Origin of the sequence: Maribellus comscasis (assembly GCF_009762775.1) — a bacterium.
In the GTDB taxonomy this organism is placed as follows: Bacteria; Bacteroidota; Bacteroidia; order Bacteroidales; family Prolixibacteraceae; genus Draconibacterium; species Draconibacterium comscasis.
The window spans coordinates 996,760-1,017,407 of the sequence record NZ_CP046401.1 but is presented as its reverse complement, the minus strand read 5'-3'; the positions used below and the strand labels follow the sequence as shown (position 1 = coordinate 1,017,407).

Here is a 20,648-nt window from a genome sequence, read left to right as displayed (position 1 = left end):
TTCTCCCAAAACTACTTAAAAAATTTCTCTAATTTTTTTATACCGGAGGGGAGTGTAAATACTACTACTTTATCGCCTTCCCTGATTTCACTGTCTCCGTGGGCTATGAAAGCCTTGTCTCCTCTAATTATCCCACCGATTTTTGCTTCATCAGGAAAATCCAGAAATTTGATGGCGCGTTGTGTAATTTTTGCATTGGGTTTTGCAATAAATTCAAAAACCTCGGCGTCGGATGCAGTCAGACATTTTACTTTCGAAATTTCAGCATTTAATGTAAAACGATAGATATAACTTGCCGCATTCAGTTTTTTATTTACAATTGTTCCTATGTCCATATTTTCTGCCAGCCCCATAAAAGCCAGGTTTTCAACCTCGGCAACTGTTCTTCGTACTCCAAAGAATTTTGCAAGGTGACAGTTTAAAATATTTGTTTCCGAATTTCCGGTTGTGGCTACAAAGGCATCCATTTTTTCAATTCCTTCTTCCTTGAGAAGATTCAGATTTCTACCGTCACCATTAATTACCAATGCATTTTCAAAGCGGTCGGCAATTTTTTCGCATTTTTCGCGGTTAATTTCAATTATTTTTATCCGGTACTGGTCGCCCAGCTTTTCAACTGCTTTTTGTGCAATCCGGCTTCCGCCAAGGAACATTATGTTTTTTACATCGAAAGTTTTTTTCGCGGTTAAATCAAATACATGCTGTTGTTCGGCCCGCGTGGTGATAAAAAATACAATGTCGCCATCTTTAATAAAATCGGTGCCTTTAGGAATAAGTGTCTCGTTTCCACGGTTTATGGCAACTACCAGGATATGATCATTTTCCTGCGACAGTTCCTCAAAAGTTTTATTTAGAATTTTAGCGCCTTCTCTTACTTTTATTCCGAGTAAAATTAATTTTCCATTCGAGAATTCAATCATTTGTCGGGTTCCGGTTTGTTTTACCGACGCAACAATCTCTTTGGCAGCCAGACTTTCAGGATAAATAAGTTCGTGAATTCCAAGGTTGTTGAGTTTAGCACGGTAACGTTCCTGTAAATATTCCGAATTATTAATCCTTGCTATCGTTCTTGCAACTCCAAGGTAGGAAGCCATTGAACAGGCGAGAACATTGCGTTCCTCGAAAGGTGTAACCGCGATAAACAGATCGGCTTTGGCCAGCCCTGTTTGTTTCAAATCCTGAAAGGAATGGGCGGAACCGGTAACGGTCATTAAATCAACATCGCTGCTTATTTTTGATAATCTTTCGGGCGAGTCGTCCAACAGAACAATGTCGTGGTTTTCGTTACTTAACATTCTTGCTAAATGAGTTCCAACCTCTCCGGCACCTGCAATTACAACTTTCATGAATACAATTTTTTATCAATCTTAATAGTCTTCCCAAAAACTATTTTGTTATCCATCTCTTTTCAGATTGTGAGTCTTTTTTTCTGTCTTTTTCTAATCCGCGACAAAATAAACCATTAAGTTCTAAATTTCCAGAAAATAATGGACGAATATTATATAAAAAAATATTCTTTTAATGTGAAAAGTTACCATTTTTTTTGGTAAGCACCTTGTTTTGTTACATTGAAAATTTGATTTGAAAAGGGATTGCTTTTTGGAATAAATCTTTTGTTTGTAATAATAATTGAAGATTTGTTGATGTAGTTTTGTTTTTCTTTAGTGAAATAAACAGGATTTATGACAAAGTCGGCGATAATGTTGGGAGGGAGTTTATTTGCATTTTCGTTTTCTGCAATAATTTTACCTTTAAAGAATATAAGTCCGTTTTTGATAAATAACTCTCCGTTTTTAAATGTTTTGTTTGGATTTAAATAGAGCGCGGGCTTCAGATTCATTTTTACTGTGGTATTCTCAATATGGGTTTTTTCATAATCATCGTCATGTATTTCTTTGTCCGAAACTACATAGTTTGATTTGCCGGAGATAAGTTGTAAAATAAGATTTTCTCCACTGTTGTATACAATAAGTTGATTTGTGTTTCTTGTTTGAATATTTTGAATCAGAGAATTGCAAACGAGTAGTAAAATTGATATTAAAGTGATTTTGATATATAACGTGCGAGGCGTTTTCAGGATTAAAAGGAATGAAACTAAAATAGTAACAACAAAAATAAGTTCGGGTGTTGTGAACGAAATCTTCTGAACAGCAAATGGTAAATTCTCAATTTTTTTAAGCAGAAAATAAACGCTATACAATACTCCGTTAACTGCTAAAGAGATACTGTTTGAAAGTATTGGAATTGATGAAAAAATAAGAAGCATAATTCCCAGAGGAATTAAAATAAAAACCGCCGGTATAACAAAGAGGTTCGAAATAAAAAAGTAGCTTGGAAACTTTTTGAAATAAAAGGTTGAAATGGGGAAAGTGGCAATTTGAGCTGCAATCGATACGGTTAAAAGTGTCCAGAAATAGTTAGGGAGTTTATATTTAATTGGAAGTAATCTACTTATTTTTGGTTGGAGGTACACAATGCCAAAAACCGCAGAGAAGGATAGTTGAAAGCCAACTTCGAATAAATTATTTGGGTTTATTAATAACAGAAACAGGGCAGAAGCAGCCAGCGAATTGTATATATTTCCTTTGCGTTTGATACTATCGCCTATAACAAAAAAAGAGAACATTGTTGTAGCTCTCAGTACCGATGGAGACAGGCCGGTAACAAAAGCGTATGTCCACAGGCAAAATATGGCAAGCAAGGCAAAAAGTAAACGACCCGTTTTTTTTCGTTTGATAAAGCCCAGAGAAGTGATAAGCACCCAGTATATAATGCCAACATGCAGGCCCGACACAGCAAGTACATGCATGGCACCCGCTGAAGAGAATACTCTTTTGATTTCCGGGTCGAGTTCCCGTTTGTAACCAAGTGTCAGGGCTGACAGGATTTCAAATTCGTTTTCTCCGATGTTTTGCTCCCTGTACTTTTTTAGCAGTTTATCGCGTGTTTTTTCAGCAAGAATAATTAACGATAATTTTGGCTTCAAATTGGTTTTTGTCCATTCGTCAGACGGCAAATAAATTTGTCGGTAAATTTTTTTTCTCGCGAGGTAGCTTTTATAATCAAATTCAAACGGATTTCCGTTGTTTTGGATTATTTGAGGTGATTGAGAAAAGATGATTTGATCTCCGGGAGACAGCGATGACATTCTTTTGTTAGGTTCAAAATAAACAATAATTTTTTCCTTTGTTTTGGTGTATTTATTATCTCCCGAGCTTGAAAAAGCGCGTATTAAAAGTACTGATTTATACGAATTTTCTTTTTCTTGAGGAGTTTCAAAAACGGTTGCCCAAAATTTTCCCTCTTTATAAAATGTTGGTTTTTTATTATATAAATGAAAAGTAAGTACGCCGACAGAGAAAAATAGAAAGTGTACTAAAATACCAAATAACGTTCTGCGGTTAAATGAATAATTTTTATGAAGAAAAATGAGTGAAAAAAATACGGTAATTATTACAGGAAGAATTAGCAGCGTTGGGATTGTAGCTTGCGCACAAATCATTATTCCCAGTGCCAGGGCAATGGTCAATCGGAGAAAAGGAATTTTTTGTACTGTTTGTTCCAAAATTTCGGTTTGAAGGATTTGTTATTTCAAACGGAAATTTTGAAAAAAGGTTATGTTTTATTTAACAGGAGCTTTTATTCTGTAGTGTGGCTGAACCTTTCCGCGGGCAATATTTGTAAGTTTACCTTTAAGCAACCTTTTTTTTAATGGCGATAAATAGTCTATAAATAATTTACCTTCAAGATGATCGTACTCATGTTGAACAATCCTTCCCGCATATCCTTTAAACGTTTCTTCATGTTCAACAAAGTTTTCGTCAAAATATTTTATTCGCACATTATCGGGTCTTGAAACATCTTCTCTTATCTCGGGCAAACTGAGACAACCTTCATTCATAATCCACTCTTCCCCGTATGTTTCAATTATTTCAGGATTAATAAATACCTTTTTAAAATCGGCCAGTTCCGGCTCTTCATCAGCTCCCGATGAGGCATCAACAATAAAAATCCGAATGGATTTACCAATCTGTGGCGCTGCCAAACCAACTCCGTCCGAGGTATACATGGTTTCCCACATATTTTCAATTATCTCGTTTAATCCTTCAAAATCTTTGTCAATATTTTTTGCCGTTTTTCTTAATAAAGGATCGCCGTATACAGTTACCGGGTATTTCATTTAAATTCTGTTTTTATTTGGTGCAAATATAATTACCTGAAAAAAAGGAATTATATTTTATTTCTTTTGTACTCTAAATAGTTTTGCAATATAATAGTTGCGCTTATCGCATCAACCATAGCTTTGTCTCTTCTTTTTTGTTTTTTTACTCCTCCGTCAATCATTGTCTGAAAAGCCATTTTCGAAGTAAATCTTTCGTCAAACGTTTCCAGTTTTATGTCGGGAAACTTTTTCTCGAATTTTTTTAAAAAAGGATTAATATAATTAACAGCTTCCGAGGGTTGGTTGTTCAGTGTCATCGGATAGCCGACAACAACTCCGTCAACTTTTTCATTCTGAAAATATTTATTTAAAAACTCCCAGATGGTATGTGTTGCAATTGTTGTTAAACGATTGGCAATTATTTGCTGCGGATCGGTAACTGCTATACCCACTCTTTTCCTTCCGTAATCGATAGCTAAAATTCTTCCCATAATATTTCGGCGTAAAATTAGATAGATTTTATAGAATAAAAAACAGATTATAAGGCTTTATTGATGAGGGTTTTGTGTTTTTAACGAAATGTTAAAAAATGTTTTGGCACAGGCTTTGCTTTATTTCATAACATATCGATATGAATAAAGGCGCCATTAGAGCATAGCAAAAAACGTTGTAGTATTTACTAAAAAACAAAGTCATGAAAACAAATAAAATGAAACTGCTTGCTACGATGGTTACTCTGGCAGCAGTTATAGTAAGCACAGCAATTCCTGCAACAGCTCAACGCCGGCAAAGTAAGACAAACAAAACCGAAACGCGGGTACAAAAAAGCGATAGCAGAAGAAACAGTGGCAGAACAACAAAACAATCGGACTCCAGGAAATTTGAATCTAAAAAGAGTGCTTCAAAAAGTACAGTTAACCGAAATTCAAATTCGTCAAGAAAATCAAATGATATCTCAAGGAGCAGTGTAAACAAATCAAGTCGTTCGCAACAGCAGAAGATTAATCGTGAAAACAGATCATTTTCAAACAGAGGCACAACCAACTCAAGGTATAGCTCTCCAAAATATAAGGATGCTGCGAGAAATACTCAAGCTGGAAAAGAACGTAACAGTAGCGTAAACAGACAGGTTGAAAGAAATAGAAATTCTTCCTCTGCCGTTAAATCAAACAGAAACGATCGCAGCCCGTCGGGAAGAGAAAAGAGTGCAACTTACCGTTCTAATTCAACACGGAATACACATAATAATAATGTGCGTCGCACAACCGGAATAAATTCGCGCGAAAAATACCGGCTGGATACCAATGACAAAAGATACACTCCAAACAGAGATTACAGAGGAAGCAAACAGGTTTGGAATAAAAGCAGAAGACCAGGTAATATGAACTATAACAACAGAGATAGAGGGTATTACAAAAACTATAATTACAGTAATCACAAACATTGGGACAGAAGTTGGGAAAGATATCGGTGGAATTTCTATAGCTGGAGAGATTATTATCATGGATATAATCCTTACTCATACAGATACCACAGACATTATTATCACCATCCTGTATATGGTCACGTAATCCGCAGGTTTGTTTACAGTCCGAGCATATTTGTATATAACCATAACAGGTATTATTGTTACGACGGGCATTTCTTCAGATTCTTCAGAGGTATTGGATATGTTTTGGTGGATGTGCCTTTTGGAGTTGTTTTTGATGCTTTGCCTCATGAATATGAAAGAGTGTATATTAATGGATATCTTTACTTCAGGGTCGGTAATTTATTTTTTGAGTTTACAGATTTGGGTTTTCGTTTAGTGCATTATCCCGAAAGATATTACTCTTTTGATGACGGTTACCGGAATGATGGCTATTATTTTGAAGACGACCTTTACTACTAATATAATTCTTGTTTATAATTTTGAAAAAGGCTACCTCTGCGGTAGTCTTTTTTTGTCCTTATTTTAAAAGTGTAAATAAACTCGGCCTTATTACGTTATATATATTATGTAAATACCAGACAATTGATTTGTATTTTATAAACATATTTAACTAAATTGTAGATAAATATGTTTTTAGACCTGATTTCAAATGGTAGATTTTAGTTATTTTTACTTAACCAATTAGAAAATACAATGAGTTCAAAATTAAAGCGAGATCAAATTCCACCAGTTGAAGCAAGGAACTGGAGAAAAAATTTTAACGAAGAAAAAGAAAAAACATTTAACCTTGTTGTTCCCCGAATTATACTTGAAAAGGATACCTATTTAAAGTTGGCCGGCGAGAACGAAAACCGGGTTCGAATATACCTGGCGTTAGAGGAAGAAAAACAAAATGGCAAAAATGTATTGTGTGCATTTGCCGTTTCAGCATTTTTGCTGGGAAGCGGCGATGTTTATGCCGATTATGAAACACCGGTTTTTAAACTGGAGGAAAAGAATGTGGATTATTCCAATAACACACAGGCTGTTATCGACAGTATCAGGAGATACCGGAAATGGCGGTCGGGGGAAATTGATGCTGAAGATGCAGAGGCAAAAGTAAGACAATATATATATCCTAATGCCTATCTGCTCACCAAGTTCGAATTACACGAAATATTTATAACTCAAAGTCAAACAGAAGCTGAGATAGATTTTGGCGTTTCTAAGGTATTGAATACAATGATTTATCCGGGGATTATGGAAGAGGCCAGTAAAAATGATGGTTCAGGAGAAGTTTTTGACGTTGCAGGATTATGTCCACCATTTTGTGATGAGCGTAGTATTTATAATACATAGTTTTGGTAAGATGTGAAATTTAACTATTTTAACTGGACGCCAATACTATTACCATTTGTTGCCGGATTAATTAAGTTTAAAAGGTTTAGCAAATCCTTAAAGATTTTATTTCTTTTTGTTTGCTTTGGTACCATCAATGAAATTTTTGCACGTTCGTTAATACTGGCAATAAACTTAAATAACTCAATGCCAATTTCACATATCTATGGCTTTATTTCTTTTGGTTTATTGTTTGGTTTTTATTTTGTTTTATTAAAAGAGTTCCTTAATGCAAAAGTTTTATTTTTTGTAAGTTCTTCATTTCTTGTGTATTGGATTGTTAATTCTCTTTTTTTTCAAAGTGTTTATGTACTTCCTGCCTTACCACGTGCGCTCGGTAATCTTTGTATAATTGTTTTAGCAATTATTTATTTTTATAAGCTTATGCTTGAAGCAAAAATTGTGAAACTGGCGGATGAACCTCTGGTATGGATTAATACAGCTATTCTTATTTATTATACGGGAAATTTGTTCTTTTTTATTCTGTTTAATTTGATACTTGAATACTCCCGTGAGTTTTCAAAAGTAACGGTTTATTATTTTTCCGGTCTCAATGCTTTATTTTATATTCTGATAGCTGTTGGTTTTTTGAAAGTTAAAAAAAAGAGTTGATGTCTGTAATACGCAGGATTTCGAAAGTAATTAGTTCATGTAAATGCAAAAAAATAAGATGATGTGGGTGTTACATTTTTTATTGAATTACTTTTTTCTAACTTTCTGTAGTGAGTACAGTATTTACATTTAATAATTTTTTAGTTCTGTTATTATGTTTATTCACTTCAATTGGATATCGATTCTAATGCCTTTTGTATACGGCCTGATACATTTTAAAGAACTTGACAAACCTTTAAAAGTGTTGTTTTACTTTGTTTGTTATGGAACTTTTACCGAAGTGTTAATCCGGTTATTAATCATATTTGCGAATATAAAAAATACAATGCCGTTCGTACATTTATATGGGTTAATTACCTATCCCTTGCTATTCATATTTTACTCTTATATTTTGAAGAATATAAAAAGAAGATATTTTTTAGTTTTAGGTGTTTTATTTGTAGTATACTGGGGAGTAAATTCTTTATTTATTCAGAGTATTTATGAATTTCCAACTCTGCCTAATTCATTGGGCGACATGTTAATAATATTATTTGCGATAGTTTATTTTTATAATGTAATGTTAGAGGCTAATATCATGAAATTAGCAGATGAGCCTCTTGTTTGGATTAATACGGCTATACTAATTTACTTCACCGGGAATTTATTTTATTATATTTTGTTTAATGTGATTTTGGAGGCTTCGAGGGAATTTTCAAAAATAACGGTTGCTTTTTCTTGTGCATTAATGGCGTTACTTTATAGTTTAATGACTGTTGGTTTTTTTAAAGCCAGAAAAAGAAAACATGCTGGTCAGCCTTAAACACAAATACGATGATTTTTTTCAGAGATAGCTTATAGGATAAAGGTGAAAAATGGGCTTTGTGTCTTTTGTTTTACAGAGAATATGATATATTGTGCTATCTAATCTATAGCAGTGTGAATTTTATTTATCTAAACTGGACTTCCATACTTGTACCTTTTATTGCAGGCATATTTAATTTCAGATATTTTGACAAAAATCTTAAAATAATTTTCTCTTTTGTTTGTTACGGGACGGCTAATGAAGTATTTACCAGACTACTTTTTTGGCTCGCTGATGTTAAAAATGCCATGCCGCTATTGCATTTGTATGGAGCTATTTCCCTTGGATTGCTTTTTGCATTCTATTTTTATGTTTTAAAAAGTCTTATAGATAAGAGAATTTATTTAATCTTGACTTTTGTTTTTTTCATCTATTGGGTAGTCAATTCATTGTTTATACAAAGTATTTTTGAGTATCCGTCTTTACCGAGTTCGTTGGGAGATATATTAATAATTTTATTATCCATCATGTATTTTTATAAAGTGATGATGGAAGCAAAAATTGTTAAACTTGCCGACGAGCCTTCGATATGGATCAATACAGCTATTTTAATTTACTATACGGGAAACCTGTTTTTTTACATTTTATTTAACAACATTCTGGAAGTTTCAAGGGAATTTTCAAAAATTACTGTGTACTATTATTCTGCTTTGATGGCTTTGTTTTATATTCTGATAGCTGTTGGTTTTTTGAAGGCCAGAAAACGAAAACCAGTTAGTAAATAAATTGATCCAGGCATTCAATAAATAAATGATTTCAGATAAAAGTTTATGAAATTGTTTTAATTTTAGCTCCCTTAAGGGATTTCTTAAATGTTTGTTTGATGCCGGAAACCGGAATTACCGATATTACAACCGTTTATTATATTGGTTCACTTGGAATGATCATTCTTGCAGTGGCCATCTTTTTCTTTTTTGTTGCTTATCAAAAAAGGCTTCTTAAAAAAGAATTGGAATTAAGTAAAGTGAAATCGGACCAACAGGAAGAAATATTACGAAATACAATTTCTGCTCAGGAAAAAGAAAGAAAGAGAATTGCACGCGATTTACATGATGAAGTTGGAGCGATGCTGTCGGTTGTAAAACTGAATGTGGGGCAGATTGAAAAAAAATCGGAATCAGAAAAAGCAAAAACACTTGCAGGGGAAACAAAATCCTATTTAGATGAGGTTATTACACAGGTGAGGCGTATTTCAAGGGATTTGTTACCTCCGTCACTTGAAAAACTGGGGTTAAGTTTTGCAATACAGGAATTAGTCAACTGGATCAATAAATCAGGGAAAATAGAAATTGAATATTGGTGCACCGGAGAGCCTGTTCGGTTTGAAATAAAGAAGGAGCTGGCCGTTTTTCGTATTGTTCAGGAAATTGTAAACAATGCGCTGAAACATGCAGAGGCATCCCGAATTCAAATAAAAACAAGGTTTTCAAACTCCACACTTGCAGTTTCCGTCAGCGATGATGGGAAAGGATTTGACTTGAATGAAAAGCTGGAAACAGGTCTGGGATTAAAGAATTTGGAGAGTCGTTCCGGAATGATTGGCGCCAAATTTAAAATGAGATCGATTCCGGGAAAAGGAACGTTAGCTATTATTTTTGCCAATTTTTAGAATTATTCTTTCTATGGAGAAAATAAACCTAGTAATTACCGACGATCACAGATTATTCCGAAAAGGTATTTATTCTATTGTTAGAGATTTTGAGTTTGTAAATGAGATATACGAAGCGGAAAATGGTTTGGAACTGATTAAATTGCTTCATGATTTAGAGGTTAAGCCTGATGTCGTTTTGCTTGATATAAAAATGCCTGTTATGGATGGCATTGAAGCTACAGAGAAAATAAAGGAGCAATTCCCAGATGTGAAAATCTTGATTCTGACGATGGAAGAGGACGAGCAGATTATACTTTTTATGGTAAACCAGGGGGTAAACGGATATTTATTAAAGAATGCCGACCCCGATGAGCTGGAGCTTGCCTTGTCTCAGCTAACAGATAAAGAATTCTATTTTCCATCTGATATTTCGAGTTTGGTTTTACGGAATATTCACAATGGAAATAAAAAAGAAATTTCTTTGAATCCGGGATTGTCAGAAAGGGAAGTTCAGATTCTGGAGCTTATTTGCAAGGAAAATACAGCGCAGGAAATAGCAGAAGTTTTATCTATCAGCAAAAGAACTGTTGAAGGCCACAAAAAAAGGCTTTTGGAAAAAACAGAAACAAAAAATATGGCAGGGTTGGTTGTTTATGCTTTTAAAAATAAGATAGTTCATATATAAAAAAGGCCACTGTTATGCGGCCTTTTTTAAATAGAAATTTCTAGTTGTTCCCCATTTTAGATTAGAATTTTTCAGTACGGAAGGGATTCCAAAGTTAGAGAGTTTGAACTGAAAACCTTTACGATACAAAAAGGAACGCTGTGTGTGATTAAGAATAACTACTAACTAATGTGCGGGGAATATCTTAAATATTGTTTTATGTCTTTTCGTTATCTAAATCTCACCAGCAAATGTCTCATAATTAATTTATCTGTGAAAGAGTATTTATACCTGTTTTTATATTAGGTAAAAATACCTAATGACAACATAAAAAAAGCCGCTCTACTGAACGGCTTTTAGTGATATTGTGAGTAAGTATCTGATTATTTTGTATTTGCCTGAGCTGCGGCAACACGGGCAATTGGAACGCGATATGGAGAACAACTTACATAGTCCATTCCAACGCTATCGCAGAACATCACAGACGAAGGTTCGCCACCATGTTCACCACAGATTCCTACTTTTAACCCGGGTTTTACACTTCGGCCTTTTTCAACTCCCATTCTAACTACCTGCCCAACGCCTTCCTGGTCAAGAACCTGGAAAGGATCATTTTTCAATATTCCTTTTTCAATATAAATTGGCAGGAATTTGCCGGCATCGTCGCGTGAGTATCCAAAAGTCATCTGTGTAAGGTCGTTTGTACCAAACGAGAAGAATTCGGCAACTTCAGCTACCTGATCGGCTGTAACAGCAGCTCTTGGTATTTCAATCATTGTTCCAACCATATATTCACATTCAGCGCCTTTCTCTTCAAAAACTTTTTTAGCGGTTGTGTGAATAATATCTGCCTGGAGTTTCAATTCTTTAACAGTACCGATTAAAGGAACCATTATTTCAGGGCGTGCATCGACACCTTTCTGTTTTAGGTTGACAGCAGCTTCAATAATGGCGCGCGCCTGCATTTCTGTAATTTCAGGATAGGTGTTTCCAAGACGACAACCACGGTGTCCTAACATTGGATTGAACTCATGTAAATCTTCAACCAAAGTTTTTACTTCTTCAACTGAGATTCCCATTTCATCTGCCATCTCTTTCTGGTTTTCTTCTTCGTGAGGTACAAATTCATGCAATGGCGGATCGAGCAGACGGATGGTTACACCAAAACCGGCCATTGCCTCAAGAATACCTTCAAAGTCTTCTCTTTGGTAAGGCAATAGTTTATCCAGTGCTTTGCGTCTTTTTTCTTCTGTTTTGGCCAGAATCATTTCGCGCATAGCTTTAATTCGTTCACCTTCAAAGAACATGTGTTCTGTGCGGCAGAGACCAATTCCTTCTGCGCCAAATTCGCGGGCAACTTTTGCATCGTTTGGTGTGTCTGCATTGGTGCGGACTTTCATTCTCGTAAATTTGTCAGCCCAATCCATAACTTTACCAAAATCACCGCTTAAATCCGGGTCCATGGTTGCAACTTTACCTTCATAAACCTCACCTGTAGTCCCGTTTAATGAAACCCAGTCGCCTTCTCTGAACTCTTTCCCTTCAATGGTCATAATCCGGGTTTTGTAGTTGATTTTTACCATCCCGGCACCTGACACACAACATTTTCCCATTCCGCGGGCAACAACTGCTGCATGCGATGTCATACCTCCACGTGCGGTTAAGATACCTTTGGCGATGTGCATACCTTCCAAATCTTCAGGAGAAGTCTCAACCCGGATAAGAATTGAAGCGGGGTATTTACTTGCTTCATCAGCAAAGAAAACAATCTGGCCGGTCGCTGCTCCCGGAGATGCCGGTAACCCTTTTGTTAATACATTTGCCGATTTTATCGCTTCAGTTTCGAAAACAGGGTGCAGTAATTCGTCCAGCTTGTTTGGGTCTATTCTTGAAAGGGCAGTTTTTTCATCAATTCGACCTTCTTCGAGCATATCAACAGCAATTTTTACCATGGCTGCACCTGTACGTTTTCCGTTACGGGTTTGTAATAACCACAGTTTACCTTCCTGGATGGTAAATTCGAGATCCTGCATATCGCTGTAGTGATCCTCCAGTTTTTGCTGAGTGTCATTCAACTGCTTGTACATTTCAGGCATCGCTTCCTCCAGCGACGGGTATTTTGCAGCTCTGTCTTCTTCACTGATTCCCTGTAAAACAGCCCATCTTTTGGACCCTTCCAGGGTAATTTGCTGTGGGGTACGAATACCTGCTACCACATCTTCTCCCTGTGCATCGATCAAATATTCACCATTAAAAATGTCTTCACCGGTAGCCGCATCACGGGTAAAAGCAACTCCTGTACCTGAATTACTGCCCATATTACCAAATACCATAGCCTGAACATTCACGGCGGTTCCCCATTCGTCAGGAATTTGTTCCAAACGACGGTAAAGAATAGCACGTGGATTGTTCCAGCTGTTAAATACTGCGGCCACAGCTCCCCAAAGTTGTTCCCATGGGTCAACAGGAAAATCTTTCCCGGTTTCTTTTTTTACGGCAGCTTTAAAACGTACTACCAATTCTTTTAAATCTTCAGTAGTAAATTCGGTGTCAAGCTGGATGTCTTTTTCTTCTTTTAATTCTTCTATGATTTCTTCAAAAGGATCAATTTCTTCTTTGCTGGCGGGTTTCATTTCCATTACCACATCGCCATACATTTGAACAAAACGACGATATGAATCCCACGCAAACCTCGGGTTTCCTGATTTTTTTGAAATGCCTTCAACCGCATCTTCATTCATTCCAAGGTTTAGTACGGTGTCCATCATTCCGGGCATTGAAGCTCTTGCTCCCGAACGAACTGAAACCAAACATGGATTTTCTTTATCACCAAATTTTGTTTCGGTGAGTTCTTCTACCATGGCTACGGCAGCTTCTACTTCCGGTTTTATAAGTTCAAACGTACTTTTTTGCCCTTGCTCATTATACATGGTACAAACCTCGGTAGTAATTGTAAATCCGGGAGGAACCGGAACTCCGATGAGGTTCATTTCTGCAAGATTGGCTCCTTTTCCACCAAGGAGATTTTTCATGTCAGCTTTACCTTCAGCTTTACCTGCTCCAAAGGTATAAACGTACTTTGCCATAAAATGTATTTTTTTTAGTTATAATTAGATTAAAAATATCTCGAAAAATTCGGACTGCTAAAGTAACTCTATTTTTTCATAATAGAAACTTTTATAGGACATTACAAAGCTGTTATAGATGCATATTGTATTATTTTCAATGGGTTATAATGCATATAATATTTATTTATGTACATATTTGCAGGCTTCTGAATGAAATAATTGAATTTTATGGTTGATTATTCAATTCCGATTCAGTTAAAATAAAATTTCGTAAGCACTTTAAAAATAGGAAATACAGAAGGAGTAAATGTTAATAAAATGTTGTTTATTGATTTGAGAATTAAGGTTTAACATTCTTTAACTTTGCTTGAGATGTATTAACTCTTTTCTGGCTTATTTTTGTACGAGAAGTTAGACAAAAAAGTGTTTTTTCATAGAGAATAGATTTGGTTAGGTTAAGAAAACAAGGGTGAGATTTCATCCTTGTTTTTTTTGTTTTCTGCCAAATATTCATATCATAATTTCATTTTCAGAAATAATTTCATTTTTCAACAATGTGAATGTGACAAGCTGTCTGTTAGGTAGTTATGGTTTGTTTTTTGCCTGTGGCTGAATGTTGATTAAAACAGGAAAGATATGAATTTAAACAATTTTACAATAAAAGCGCAGGAGGCCATTCAGCATGGTTTCCAGATAGCACAGGGAAATAACCAGCAAAGTATAGAAACAGGCCATTTACTAAAAGGACTTTTGCATTCTGCAGAGAATGTGGTGAATTTCCTTTTAAAAAAATTAGGAGTTAATACCGCGATTTTTCAACAGGCACTTGATAAGATAATTGAATCATATCCAAAAGTCACCGGAGGGGAACAGTACCTCTCTTCATCGGCCAACAAAGTTTTGCAAAAATCACTTGCTTTGGCTCAGGAGATGGGGGATCAGTTTGTCTCCGTTGAACACATTTTGGTGGCATTGTTTGATGCTGGCGATTCTGTGAGCCATTTGATGAAAGACAATGGCATTACAAAAAAAGAATTAAAACTAGCTATTGAAGAGTTAAGAAAAGGTTCCAGTGTCGACAGTCAGACTGCTGAAGACAGATTTAATTCCTTAAACCGTTTTGCTCTCAATTTAAATGAAAGAGCGAGAAGTGGAAAGTTGGACCCGGTGATTGGACGTGATGACGAAATTCGACGAATCCTGCAGATTTTATCCCGCAGAACAAAAAATAACCCGATTTTAATTGGCGAACCCGGCACAGGCAAAACAGCTATTGCAGAAGGCCTGGCACATCGAATTGTTCGCGGTGACGTTCCTGAAAACCTGAAAACAAAACAGGTTTATTCTCTCGACATGGGAGCACTGATTGCAGGTGCAAAATACAAAGGAGAATTTGAGGAACGTTTAAAGGCGGTTGTGAATGAAGTTGTTCAGTCGAATGATGAAGTGGTGTTGTTTATTGATGAGATTCATACTTTGGTTGGAGCGGGAAAAGGAGAAGGAGCAATGGACGCAGCCAACATTTTAAAACCCGCGCTGGCTCGTGGTGAACTTCGTGCAATTGGAGCAACAACTTATTCCGAGTATCAAAAATATTTTGAAAAGGACAAAGCACTGGAGAGAAGGTTTCAGGTGGTGCAGGTGGAAGAGCCGGATACGCTGAGTGCCATTTCTATTTTGCGTGGAATAAAAGAAAGGTATGAGAACCACCATAAGGTAAGAATAAAAGACGACGCAATTATTGCTTCGGTGGAGCTGTCGCAACGTTATATTTCCGACCGGTTCTTACCTGATAAAGCCATTGATTTAATGGATGAAGCCGCAGCAAAATTACGTCTGGAGATGGATTCTGTTCCGGAAGAGCTGGATGAAATTGAACGCCGGGTAAAACAGCTGGAAATTGAACGTGAAGCAATAAAACGGGAAAGAGATGATAGAAAATTGGCACAACTGCACGAAGAAATTTCAAATTTGAAAGAAGAACAATCGCGGTTGCGAGCCAAATGGCAGTCCGAAAAAGCAGTTATCGATAATATTCAGAAAAAGAAATCGGAAATCGAAGATTTTAAACGCGAAGCAGAAGAAGCAGAACGACAGGGAAATTATGAACGTGTTGCAGAGCTTCGTTATGGCCGGGTAAAGGAGGCAGAAAATGAGATTCAGAAATACCAGAAAGAGCTGCAAAAATTGAAAGAAGGTGAAAATCTGATTAAAGAGGAGGTTGATGCAGAAGACATTGCCGAAGTTGTAGCTCGCTGGACGAGAATTCCGGTTTCAAAAATGTTACAAAGCGAGCGTGAAAAACTACTTCTTATGGAAGATGAGCTGCATAAACGTGTCGTTGGACAAAATGAGGCAATCGTTGCTGTATCAGACGCAGTGCGCAGAAGCAGGGCTGGCTTGCAGGACGAAAGAAGACCAATCGGTTCTTTTATATTTTTGGGATCGACAGGTGTAGGAAAAACAGAATTGGCAAAAGCACTGGCGGAGTATCTTTTTGATGACGAAAATATGATTACGCGGATTGACATGTCGGAATATCAGGAGAAATTTTCAGTCACGCGTCTCATTGGTAGTCCACCCGGATATGTAGGGTATGATGAAGGCGGGCAGTTGACTGAAGCGGTCCGGCATAAACCCTATTCTGTTGTGTTGTTTGACGAAATTGAAAAAGCACACCCCGACGTTTTTAATGTGCTGCTCCAGGTGCTCGACGACGGAAGATTAACAGACAACAAGGGAAGGACAGTAAATTTTAAGAATACTATCATCATAATGACTTCCAATCTCGGTTCACAAATCATTCAGGAAAGTTTTGAACGTATGAATGAGGAAAACCAGGAGTTTATTTTGGAAGAAACAAAAAACCGATTGATGGAAATGCTGAGACAAACCATCCGGCCGGAGTTTTTGAACCGGATTGATGAAACCATTGTGTTTACTCCACTTTCAAAAGAAGATATTACAGAAATTGTTCGACTCCAATTTGAGCAGGTGATAAAGCGAGTGGCGGGAGCAGACATAAAAATAGAAATTACTAATTCGGCCGTGGAATGGTTGGCAAGTGCTGGTTTTGACCCTCATTTTGGAGCACGTCCGGTAAAACGTATATTACAAAAACATGTGTTAAATGAGTTATCAAGAAAGATCATCGGAGGGCAGGTTCAGAAAGATAAAACAATTGTAATCGATTTTGATCGCAACGGACTAATTTTCAAAAATTAAGGAACGGACGAGTATTTTTTTGGATAGATATATTTTGCGTAGATCAGGAAACAGGCCATAAAAATATTGACGATGTAATTAAAATACAACGGCCAATGTACGGAGCCTGTTTCCAGGTCTCCATTGATAATATACATAAAAGTCAGAACTTCGCCTGCAAGCCAAAGCCATAAAAACAAAATACTTAAATCTTTTGCACTCTTGGTTTTATATGTTTTAATAACCTGCGGAATACCACAAATGGCGAAAAGGATATTTCCTGTCCAGCCAATCATTTCATTAAACATATTAACTTTTTAAAGGTATGAAGTCATGATTCCATAAAATGCTGTAACGGAAGTATTATTTCTTCCATATCTCGTATCGACTTTTCCAATAACATCGGGATCTGTTGCGTTTGATTTTCTTCTGCCAGAAGTTGGATTTTTTTCAAATTGGCTCCGGTTTCTTCCATCCCAAAAATTAAAACCGATGATTTTGCAGTATGTGCTTCTTTTGCAAGATTCTCGAGATCCTTTTCTACCTGAAATTTTTTCATATTTTCAATAAAAACCGGCACTTGTTGCAGAAATATTTTTACCAGCTCTTTTTTGAACTCGATATCGCCTCCGGCAACATCGTCGAGATAACCCAAATCCAAGGGATAATTTTCTTTTTCCATCTCAAAATTTTATTGTGTCGCAATTTAGCGAAATATCTAATAAATCCTATTCCTTATTTTTCTGATAAAATTCATGTGCCAGCTATATTTGAATTGATAGCTTTGCGTAATAATTACTTATATTTTGAGTTTTTTATTTTGAACGTTATATCAGTTGAATATGTTTCCAATTTAGTGGTTAATGTGGATTGGATGAACTAAAAGTATTGAAATGAAAATTACAGCATTTAACAAAATTCATAAAGGAACAGGTGGTAAATTGGTTGAGTTTGCCGGTTTTGAAATGCCCATAGAATACAGTGGTATAAAAGACGAACACATGACTGTTCGTGAGTCTGTCGGAGTTTTTGATGTTTCGCACATGGGCGAGTTTTGGATCAAAGGACCACAAGCGCTGGATTTGGTAAAAAAGATTACTTCAAATGACCCAATCATTTTAACTCCAGGCCAGGCGCAATATTCATGTTTCCCAAACGGGAAAGGTGGAATTGTTGATGATCTGCTGGTTTATTTTTATGAACCCGAAAAATACATGTTGGTTGTAAATGCTGCAAATATTGAAAAGGACTGGAATTGGGTTGTGAGTCAGAATGATGTTGGCGCGGAGCTTGAGAATGCTTCCGACAGAATTAGCCAGCTTGCAATTCAGGGGCCGAAAGCAAATGCCACTTTACAGAAATTAACAGATATAAATCTTTCCGAAATAAAATTCTACACATTTGTTACAGGCAAAATGGCTGGTATAGATGATGTAATTATTTCAGCTACTGGTTATACCGGTGCGGGTGGTTTTGAGCTCTATTTCAGAAATGAAGTTGCTGAGGAAATGTGGAATGCTATTTTTGAAGCCGGAGAAGAATTTGGAATAAAACCTATAGGTTTAGGTGCGCGCGATACTTTACGTCTGGAAATGGGATACTGTTTGTATGGAAATGATATTGATGACACTACATCTCCGATTGAAGCCGGATTAGGATGGATTACCAAATTTAACAACGGCCGGAAATTTATCGATCGTGATTTTTTGATGATGCAAAAGACCGAAGGCATTATACGCAGACTACGCGGTTTTATTATGCAGGAGCGTGGTATTCCGAGACATGACTATGAGTTGGTAAATTCGGAAGGGAGTGTTATTGGGAAGGTAACTTCGGGTACCATGTCGCCCGTTTTAAACAAAGGAATTGGTATGGGATATGTTGCCAAAGAGTATTCAGCATTTGGAACACAGATTTTTGTGAAAATCAGAAATAAGAATATTCCTGCAGAGATTGTAAAGTTGCCTTTTATTTAAATCTCGTTTATAAAATATTGTTGCCACTTCATTTTTTTGGAGTGGCATTTTTATTTATTTGAGGCATCTGAGCATTTACTTCGCTTCTCCAGGTGGTTAAGACAAGTTTTAGTTCTAATACTTTTTCAGGAAGGCTGTCGCAAAGATTTTGTTTTTCTCCAATGTCATTCTCCAAATCGAAAAGCTCCCACGCATTCTTATTTTCAATTAGCAGAGGTTCATGCCATTCAATCAGTTTATATTTTCCTGAGCGAACAGCACTTGCAGGCATCATTCCTGAACCACTGTGGTAATGTGGATAATGCCAGAAAAGATTATCGTGTATTTCAATTCTCGGATTGTTTAAAACCGGAAGAAAACTTTTTCCGTCTATATTCTGAGGTTTTTTGTTTATACCCGCTAAATCAAGGAATGTTGGATAAAAATCAATTGAACTGATCAATGATTCCGAAAGGGTGCCCGCTTGAATCTTATCTTTCCATTTTACAATCAGCGGTTCGCGAATTCCGCCGTCATAAATCCATCCTTTGCCGGCACGAAGTGGTGTTTGTTTGGCATACAAATCTCTGCCGCCATTATCAGAAAAGAAAATAATCACTGTATTCTCCTCAAGTCCCAGTTCGTTTACTTTATTAACAATAGTGCCACAGCTTTTATCAAGCCGTTCAATCATGGCAGCAATTACAGCGTGGTTTTCCTGTTTGTCAGCTCCCTTCAGTTTTTTGTATCTTTCAATAGTCTCCTGTTTTTCCATTAAAGGATCATGAATGGAATTATGCGACACAAACAGGAAAAACGGCTTTGTTTGGTTTTTTTCCAGAAATTCTGTTGCCAAACGGGTAATGGTATCTACATTATGCCCGTCAATTTCAGGCTGTTGCCAGGGCTGCGCCATATTTCCGGAAGGTTTGTAAGTAACAAAAGTTTCGTCAAATCCCTGTTTGTCCGGATTAAAAGGCAAACTCTCCGGTGGTGTTTTTTCTTTGCTTAAATGCCATTTCCCAAACAGCGCCGTTTTGTAACCGTTTTGTTTCAGTAGTTCAGCAAACGTAACTTCTTCAAGAGGAAGAAATTTCTGCCAGTCGGGCTGGGACAGCGGATAATCATCACGATTATTTCCTGCAATAAAATCAGTGATGTGCAAACGTGCCGGATATTTGCCTGTCATAATGCTTGCCCGTGTTGGGGAGCATACCGGGCACGCAGCATAAGCGTTGATAAAACGCATACCTTCCCGCGCCAGTTTGTCAATGTTGGGAGTTGTATAATATTCACTACCGTAACAGCCGGATTGGGCATACCCCAGATCGTCAGCTAAAATAAAAACAAAATTAACCCTTTGGTCTTCCTGATTTGTTTTACACGAATAAGCTGGTATTACCAACAGAAGGATTAGTAGCCGAATGAATTTGATGTTTTTCATTTTATATCAGTTTGATTTGGCAGAAATTGTCAGTAATTCTTTCAAACAATTTTGTAAAGCGGTAATTTATAATTTTTTTAAATAATTATTATTGTAGAAGATTAATGTTTTAAAAAATGGATTTCTTATTTAGATTCCGATAAATTTGTATGCTAAACAAACAGTTGGGCTTTATCTGATTATAAATCATCTGGAAGAAAATATGATTTCTGTCATTTGGTTTTGTGTTGTTTATTAATGTTTTAAAACTCAAATTTTTATTAGATATATTGATTTTTCTCATCTGCAAACCTTT

Annotated in this window: 16 protein-coding genes; 8 read left to right on the top strand and 8 right to left on the bottom strand. The window is 36.4% G+C overall.

Annotation, left to right across the window (positions count from 1 at the left end; genetic code table 11):
* Nucleotides 1–11: 11 nt before the first annotated feature.
* From trkA to ruvX, 4 genes are all read right to left on the bottom strand, one after another.
* Complete coding sequence (trkA, locus tag GM418_RS04140; RefSeq protein WP_158863438.1) at nt 12–1,346, bottom strand: Trk system potassium transporter TrkA; 1,335 nt, start codon at nt 1,344–1,346, stop codon at nt 12–14.
* A gap of 185 nt (nt 1,347–1,531) precedes the next feature.
* Nucleotides 1,532–3,565, bottom strand: coding sequence for a ComEC/Rec2 family competence protein (locus GM418_RS04135; RefSeq protein WP_158863436.1), 2,034 nt, complete (start codon nt 3,563–3,565; stop codon nt 1,532–1,534).
* A gap of 57 nt (nt 3,566–3,622) precedes the next feature.
* Nucleotides 3,623–4,180 carry a peptide deformylase gene (def, locus tag GM418_RS04130; protein WP_158863434.1) on the bottom strand — a complete coding sequence of 186 codons (558 nt, stop codon included), beginning with the start codon at nt 4,178–4,180 and terminating at the stop codon, nt 3,623–3,625.
* A gap of 50 nt (nt 4,181–4,230) precedes the next feature.
* A complete protein-coding gene (gene ruvX / locus GM418_RS04125; protein WP_158863432.1) occupies nt 4,231–4,653 on the bottom strand; it encodes a Holliday junction resolvase RuvX in 423 nt (140 codons plus the stop codon).
* Nucleotides 4,654–4,856: 203 nt separating this feature from the next.
* On the opposite strand from ruvX, the gene GM418_RS04120 reads away from it, so the two are divergent.
* The 6 genes from GM418_RS04120 (at nt 4,857) to GM418_RS04095 (ending at nt 10,703) form a co-directional block, all read left to right on the top strand.
* Entirely contained in the window at nt 4,857–6,053 is a 1,197-nt protein-coding gene (locus tag GM418_RS04120) for a hypothetical protein (RefSeq protein ID WP_158863430.1), read from the top strand.
* Nucleotides 6,054–6,287: 234 nt separating this feature from the next.
* Complete coding sequence (locus tag GM418_RS04115; RefSeq protein ID WP_158863428.1) at nt 6,288–6,932, top strand: hypothetical protein; 645 nt, start codon at nt 6,288–6,290, stop codon at nt 6,930–6,932.
* Between the two features lie 1,042 nt (nt 6,933–7,974).
* A complete protein-coding gene (locus tag GM418_RS04110) occupies nt 7,975–8,385 on the top strand; it encodes a hypothetical protein (RefSeq protein ID WP_158863426.1) in 411 nt (136 codons plus the stop codon).
* Between the two features lie 116 nt (nt 8,386–8,501).
* Nucleotides 8,502–9,152, top strand: a complete 651-nt coding sequence (locus tag GM418_RS04105; protein ID WP_158863424.1) for a hypothetical protein — start codon at nt 8,502–8,504, stop codon at nt 9,150–9,152.
* A 98-nt stretch (nt 9,153–9,250) separates the two neighbouring features.
* Nucleotides 9,251–10,036 carry a sensor histidine kinase gene (locus GM418_RS04100; RefSeq protein ID WP_158863422.1) on the top strand — a complete coding sequence of 262 codons (786 nt, stop codon included), beginning with the start codon at nt 9,251–9,253 and terminating at the stop codon, nt 10,034–10,036.
* Nucleotides 10,037–10,049: 13 nt separating this feature from the next.
* Entirely contained in the window at nt 10,050–10,703 is a 654-nt protein-coding gene (locus tag GM418_RS04095) for a response regulator transcription factor (protein ID WP_158863420.1), read from the top strand.
* 362 nt (nt 10,704–11,065) lie between these two features.
* Here the strand turns inward: GM418_RS04095 and ppdK are convergent, their stop codons facing one another.
* The gene (gene ppdK, locus GM418_RS04090) at nt 11,066–13,768 is read right to left on the bottom strand and encodes a pyruvate, phosphate dikinase (protein ID WP_158863418.1); all 2,703 of its coding nucleotides are present in this window, start codon (nt 13,766–13,768) and stop codon (nt 11,066–11,068) included.
* Between the two features lie 618 nt (nt 13,769–14,386).
* Here ppdK and clpB point away from each other — a divergent pair.
* Nucleotides 14,387–16,975 carry an ATP-dependent chaperone ClpB gene (gene clpB, locus GM418_RS04085; protein ID WP_158863416.1) on the top strand — a complete coding sequence of 863 codons (2,589 nt, stop codon included), beginning with the start codon at nt 14,387–14,389 and terminating at the stop codon, nt 16,973–16,975.
* On the opposite strand, the gene GM418_RS04080 is transcribed toward clpB, so the two are convergent.
* On the bottom strand, nt 16,972–17,262 hold the full coding sequence (locus GM418_RS04080; protein ID WP_158863414.1) for a PQ-loop repeat-containing protein: 291 nt from the start codon (nt 17,260–17,262) through the stop codon (nt 16,972–16,974). The genes clpB and GM418_RS04080 overlap by 4 nt on opposite strands.
* Nucleotides 17,263–17,285: 23 nt before the next feature.
* Complete coding sequence (locus GM418_RS04075) at nt 17,286–17,636, bottom strand: Hpt domain-containing protein (RefSeq protein WP_158863412.1); 351 nt, start codon at nt 17,634–17,636, stop codon at nt 17,286–17,288.
* Nucleotides 17,637–17,847: 211 nt separating this feature from the next.
* Here GM418_RS04075 and gcvT point away from each other — a divergent pair, with 211 nt between their 5' ends.
* The gene (gene gcvT, locus GM418_RS04070; RefSeq protein WP_158863410.1) at nt 17,848–18,930 is read left to right on the top strand and encodes a glycine cleavage system aminomethyltransferase GcvT; all 1,083 of its coding nucleotides are present in this window, start codon (nt 17,848–17,850) and stop codon (nt 18,928–18,930) included.
* Between the two features lie 28 nt (nt 18,931–18,958).
* On the opposite strand, the gene GM418_RS04065 is transcribed toward gcvT, so the two are convergent.
* Nucleotides 18,959–20,353, bottom strand: coding sequence for a sulfatase (locus GM418_RS04065; protein ID WP_158863408.1), 1,395 nt, complete (start codon nt 20,351–20,353; stop codon nt 18,959–18,961).
* Nucleotides 20,354–20,648 lie beyond the last annotated feature (295 nt).

Excerpts from the sequence above, each read along its gene's own strand:
- ruvX (WP_158863432.1), bottom strand. The coding sequence starts at position 4,653 with ATGGGAAGAATTTTAGCTATCGATTACGGAAGGAAAAGAGTGGGTATA.
- GM418_RS04120 (WP_158863430.1), top strand. The coding sequence starts at position 4,857 with ATGAAAACAAATAAAATGAAACTGCTTGCTACGATGGTTACTCTGGCA.
- GM418_RS04075 (WP_158863412.1), bottom strand. The coding sequence starts at position 17,636 with ATGGAAAAAGAAAATTATCCCTTGGATTTGGGTTATCTCGACGATGTT.
- GM418_RS04115 (WP_158863428.1), top strand. The coding sequence starts at position 6,288 with ATGAGTTCAAAATTAAAGCGAGATCAAATTCCACCAGTTGAAGCAAGG.
- gcvT (WP_158863410.1), top strand. The coding sequence starts at position 17,848 with ATGAAAATTACAGCATTTAACAAAATTCATAAAGGAACAGGTGGTAAA.
- trkA (WP_158863438.1), bottom strand. The coding sequence starts at position 1,346 with ATGAAAGTTGTAATTGCAGGTGCCGGAGAGGTTGGAACTCATTTAGCA.
- def (WP_158863434.1), bottom strand. The coding sequence starts at position 4,180 with ATGAAATACCCGGTAACTGTATACGGCGATCCTTTATTAAGAAAAACG.
- GM418_RS04065 (WP_158863408.1), bottom strand. The coding sequence starts at position 20,353 with ATGAAAAACATCAAATTCATTCGGCTACTAATCCTTCTGTTGGTAATA.
- GM418_RS04100 (WP_158863422.1), top strand. The coding sequence starts at position 9,251 with ATGCCGGAAACCGGAATTACCGATATTACAACCGTTTATTATATTGGT.
- GM418_RS04095 (WP_158863420.1), top strand. The coding sequence starts at position 10,050 with ATGGAGAAAATAAACCTAGTAATTACCGACGATCACAGATTATTCCGA.
- ppdK (WP_158863418.1), bottom strand. The coding sequence starts at position 13,768 with ATGGCAAAGTACGTTTATACCTTTGGAGCAGGTAAAGCTGAAGGTAAA.
- clpB (WP_158863416.1), top strand. The coding sequence starts at position 14,387 with ATGAATTTAAACAATTTTACAATAAAAGCGCAGGAGGCCATTCAGCAT.
- GM418_RS04080 (WP_158863414.1), bottom strand. The coding sequence starts at position 17,262 with ATGTTTAATGAAATGATTGGCTGGACAGGAAATATCCTTTTCGCCATT.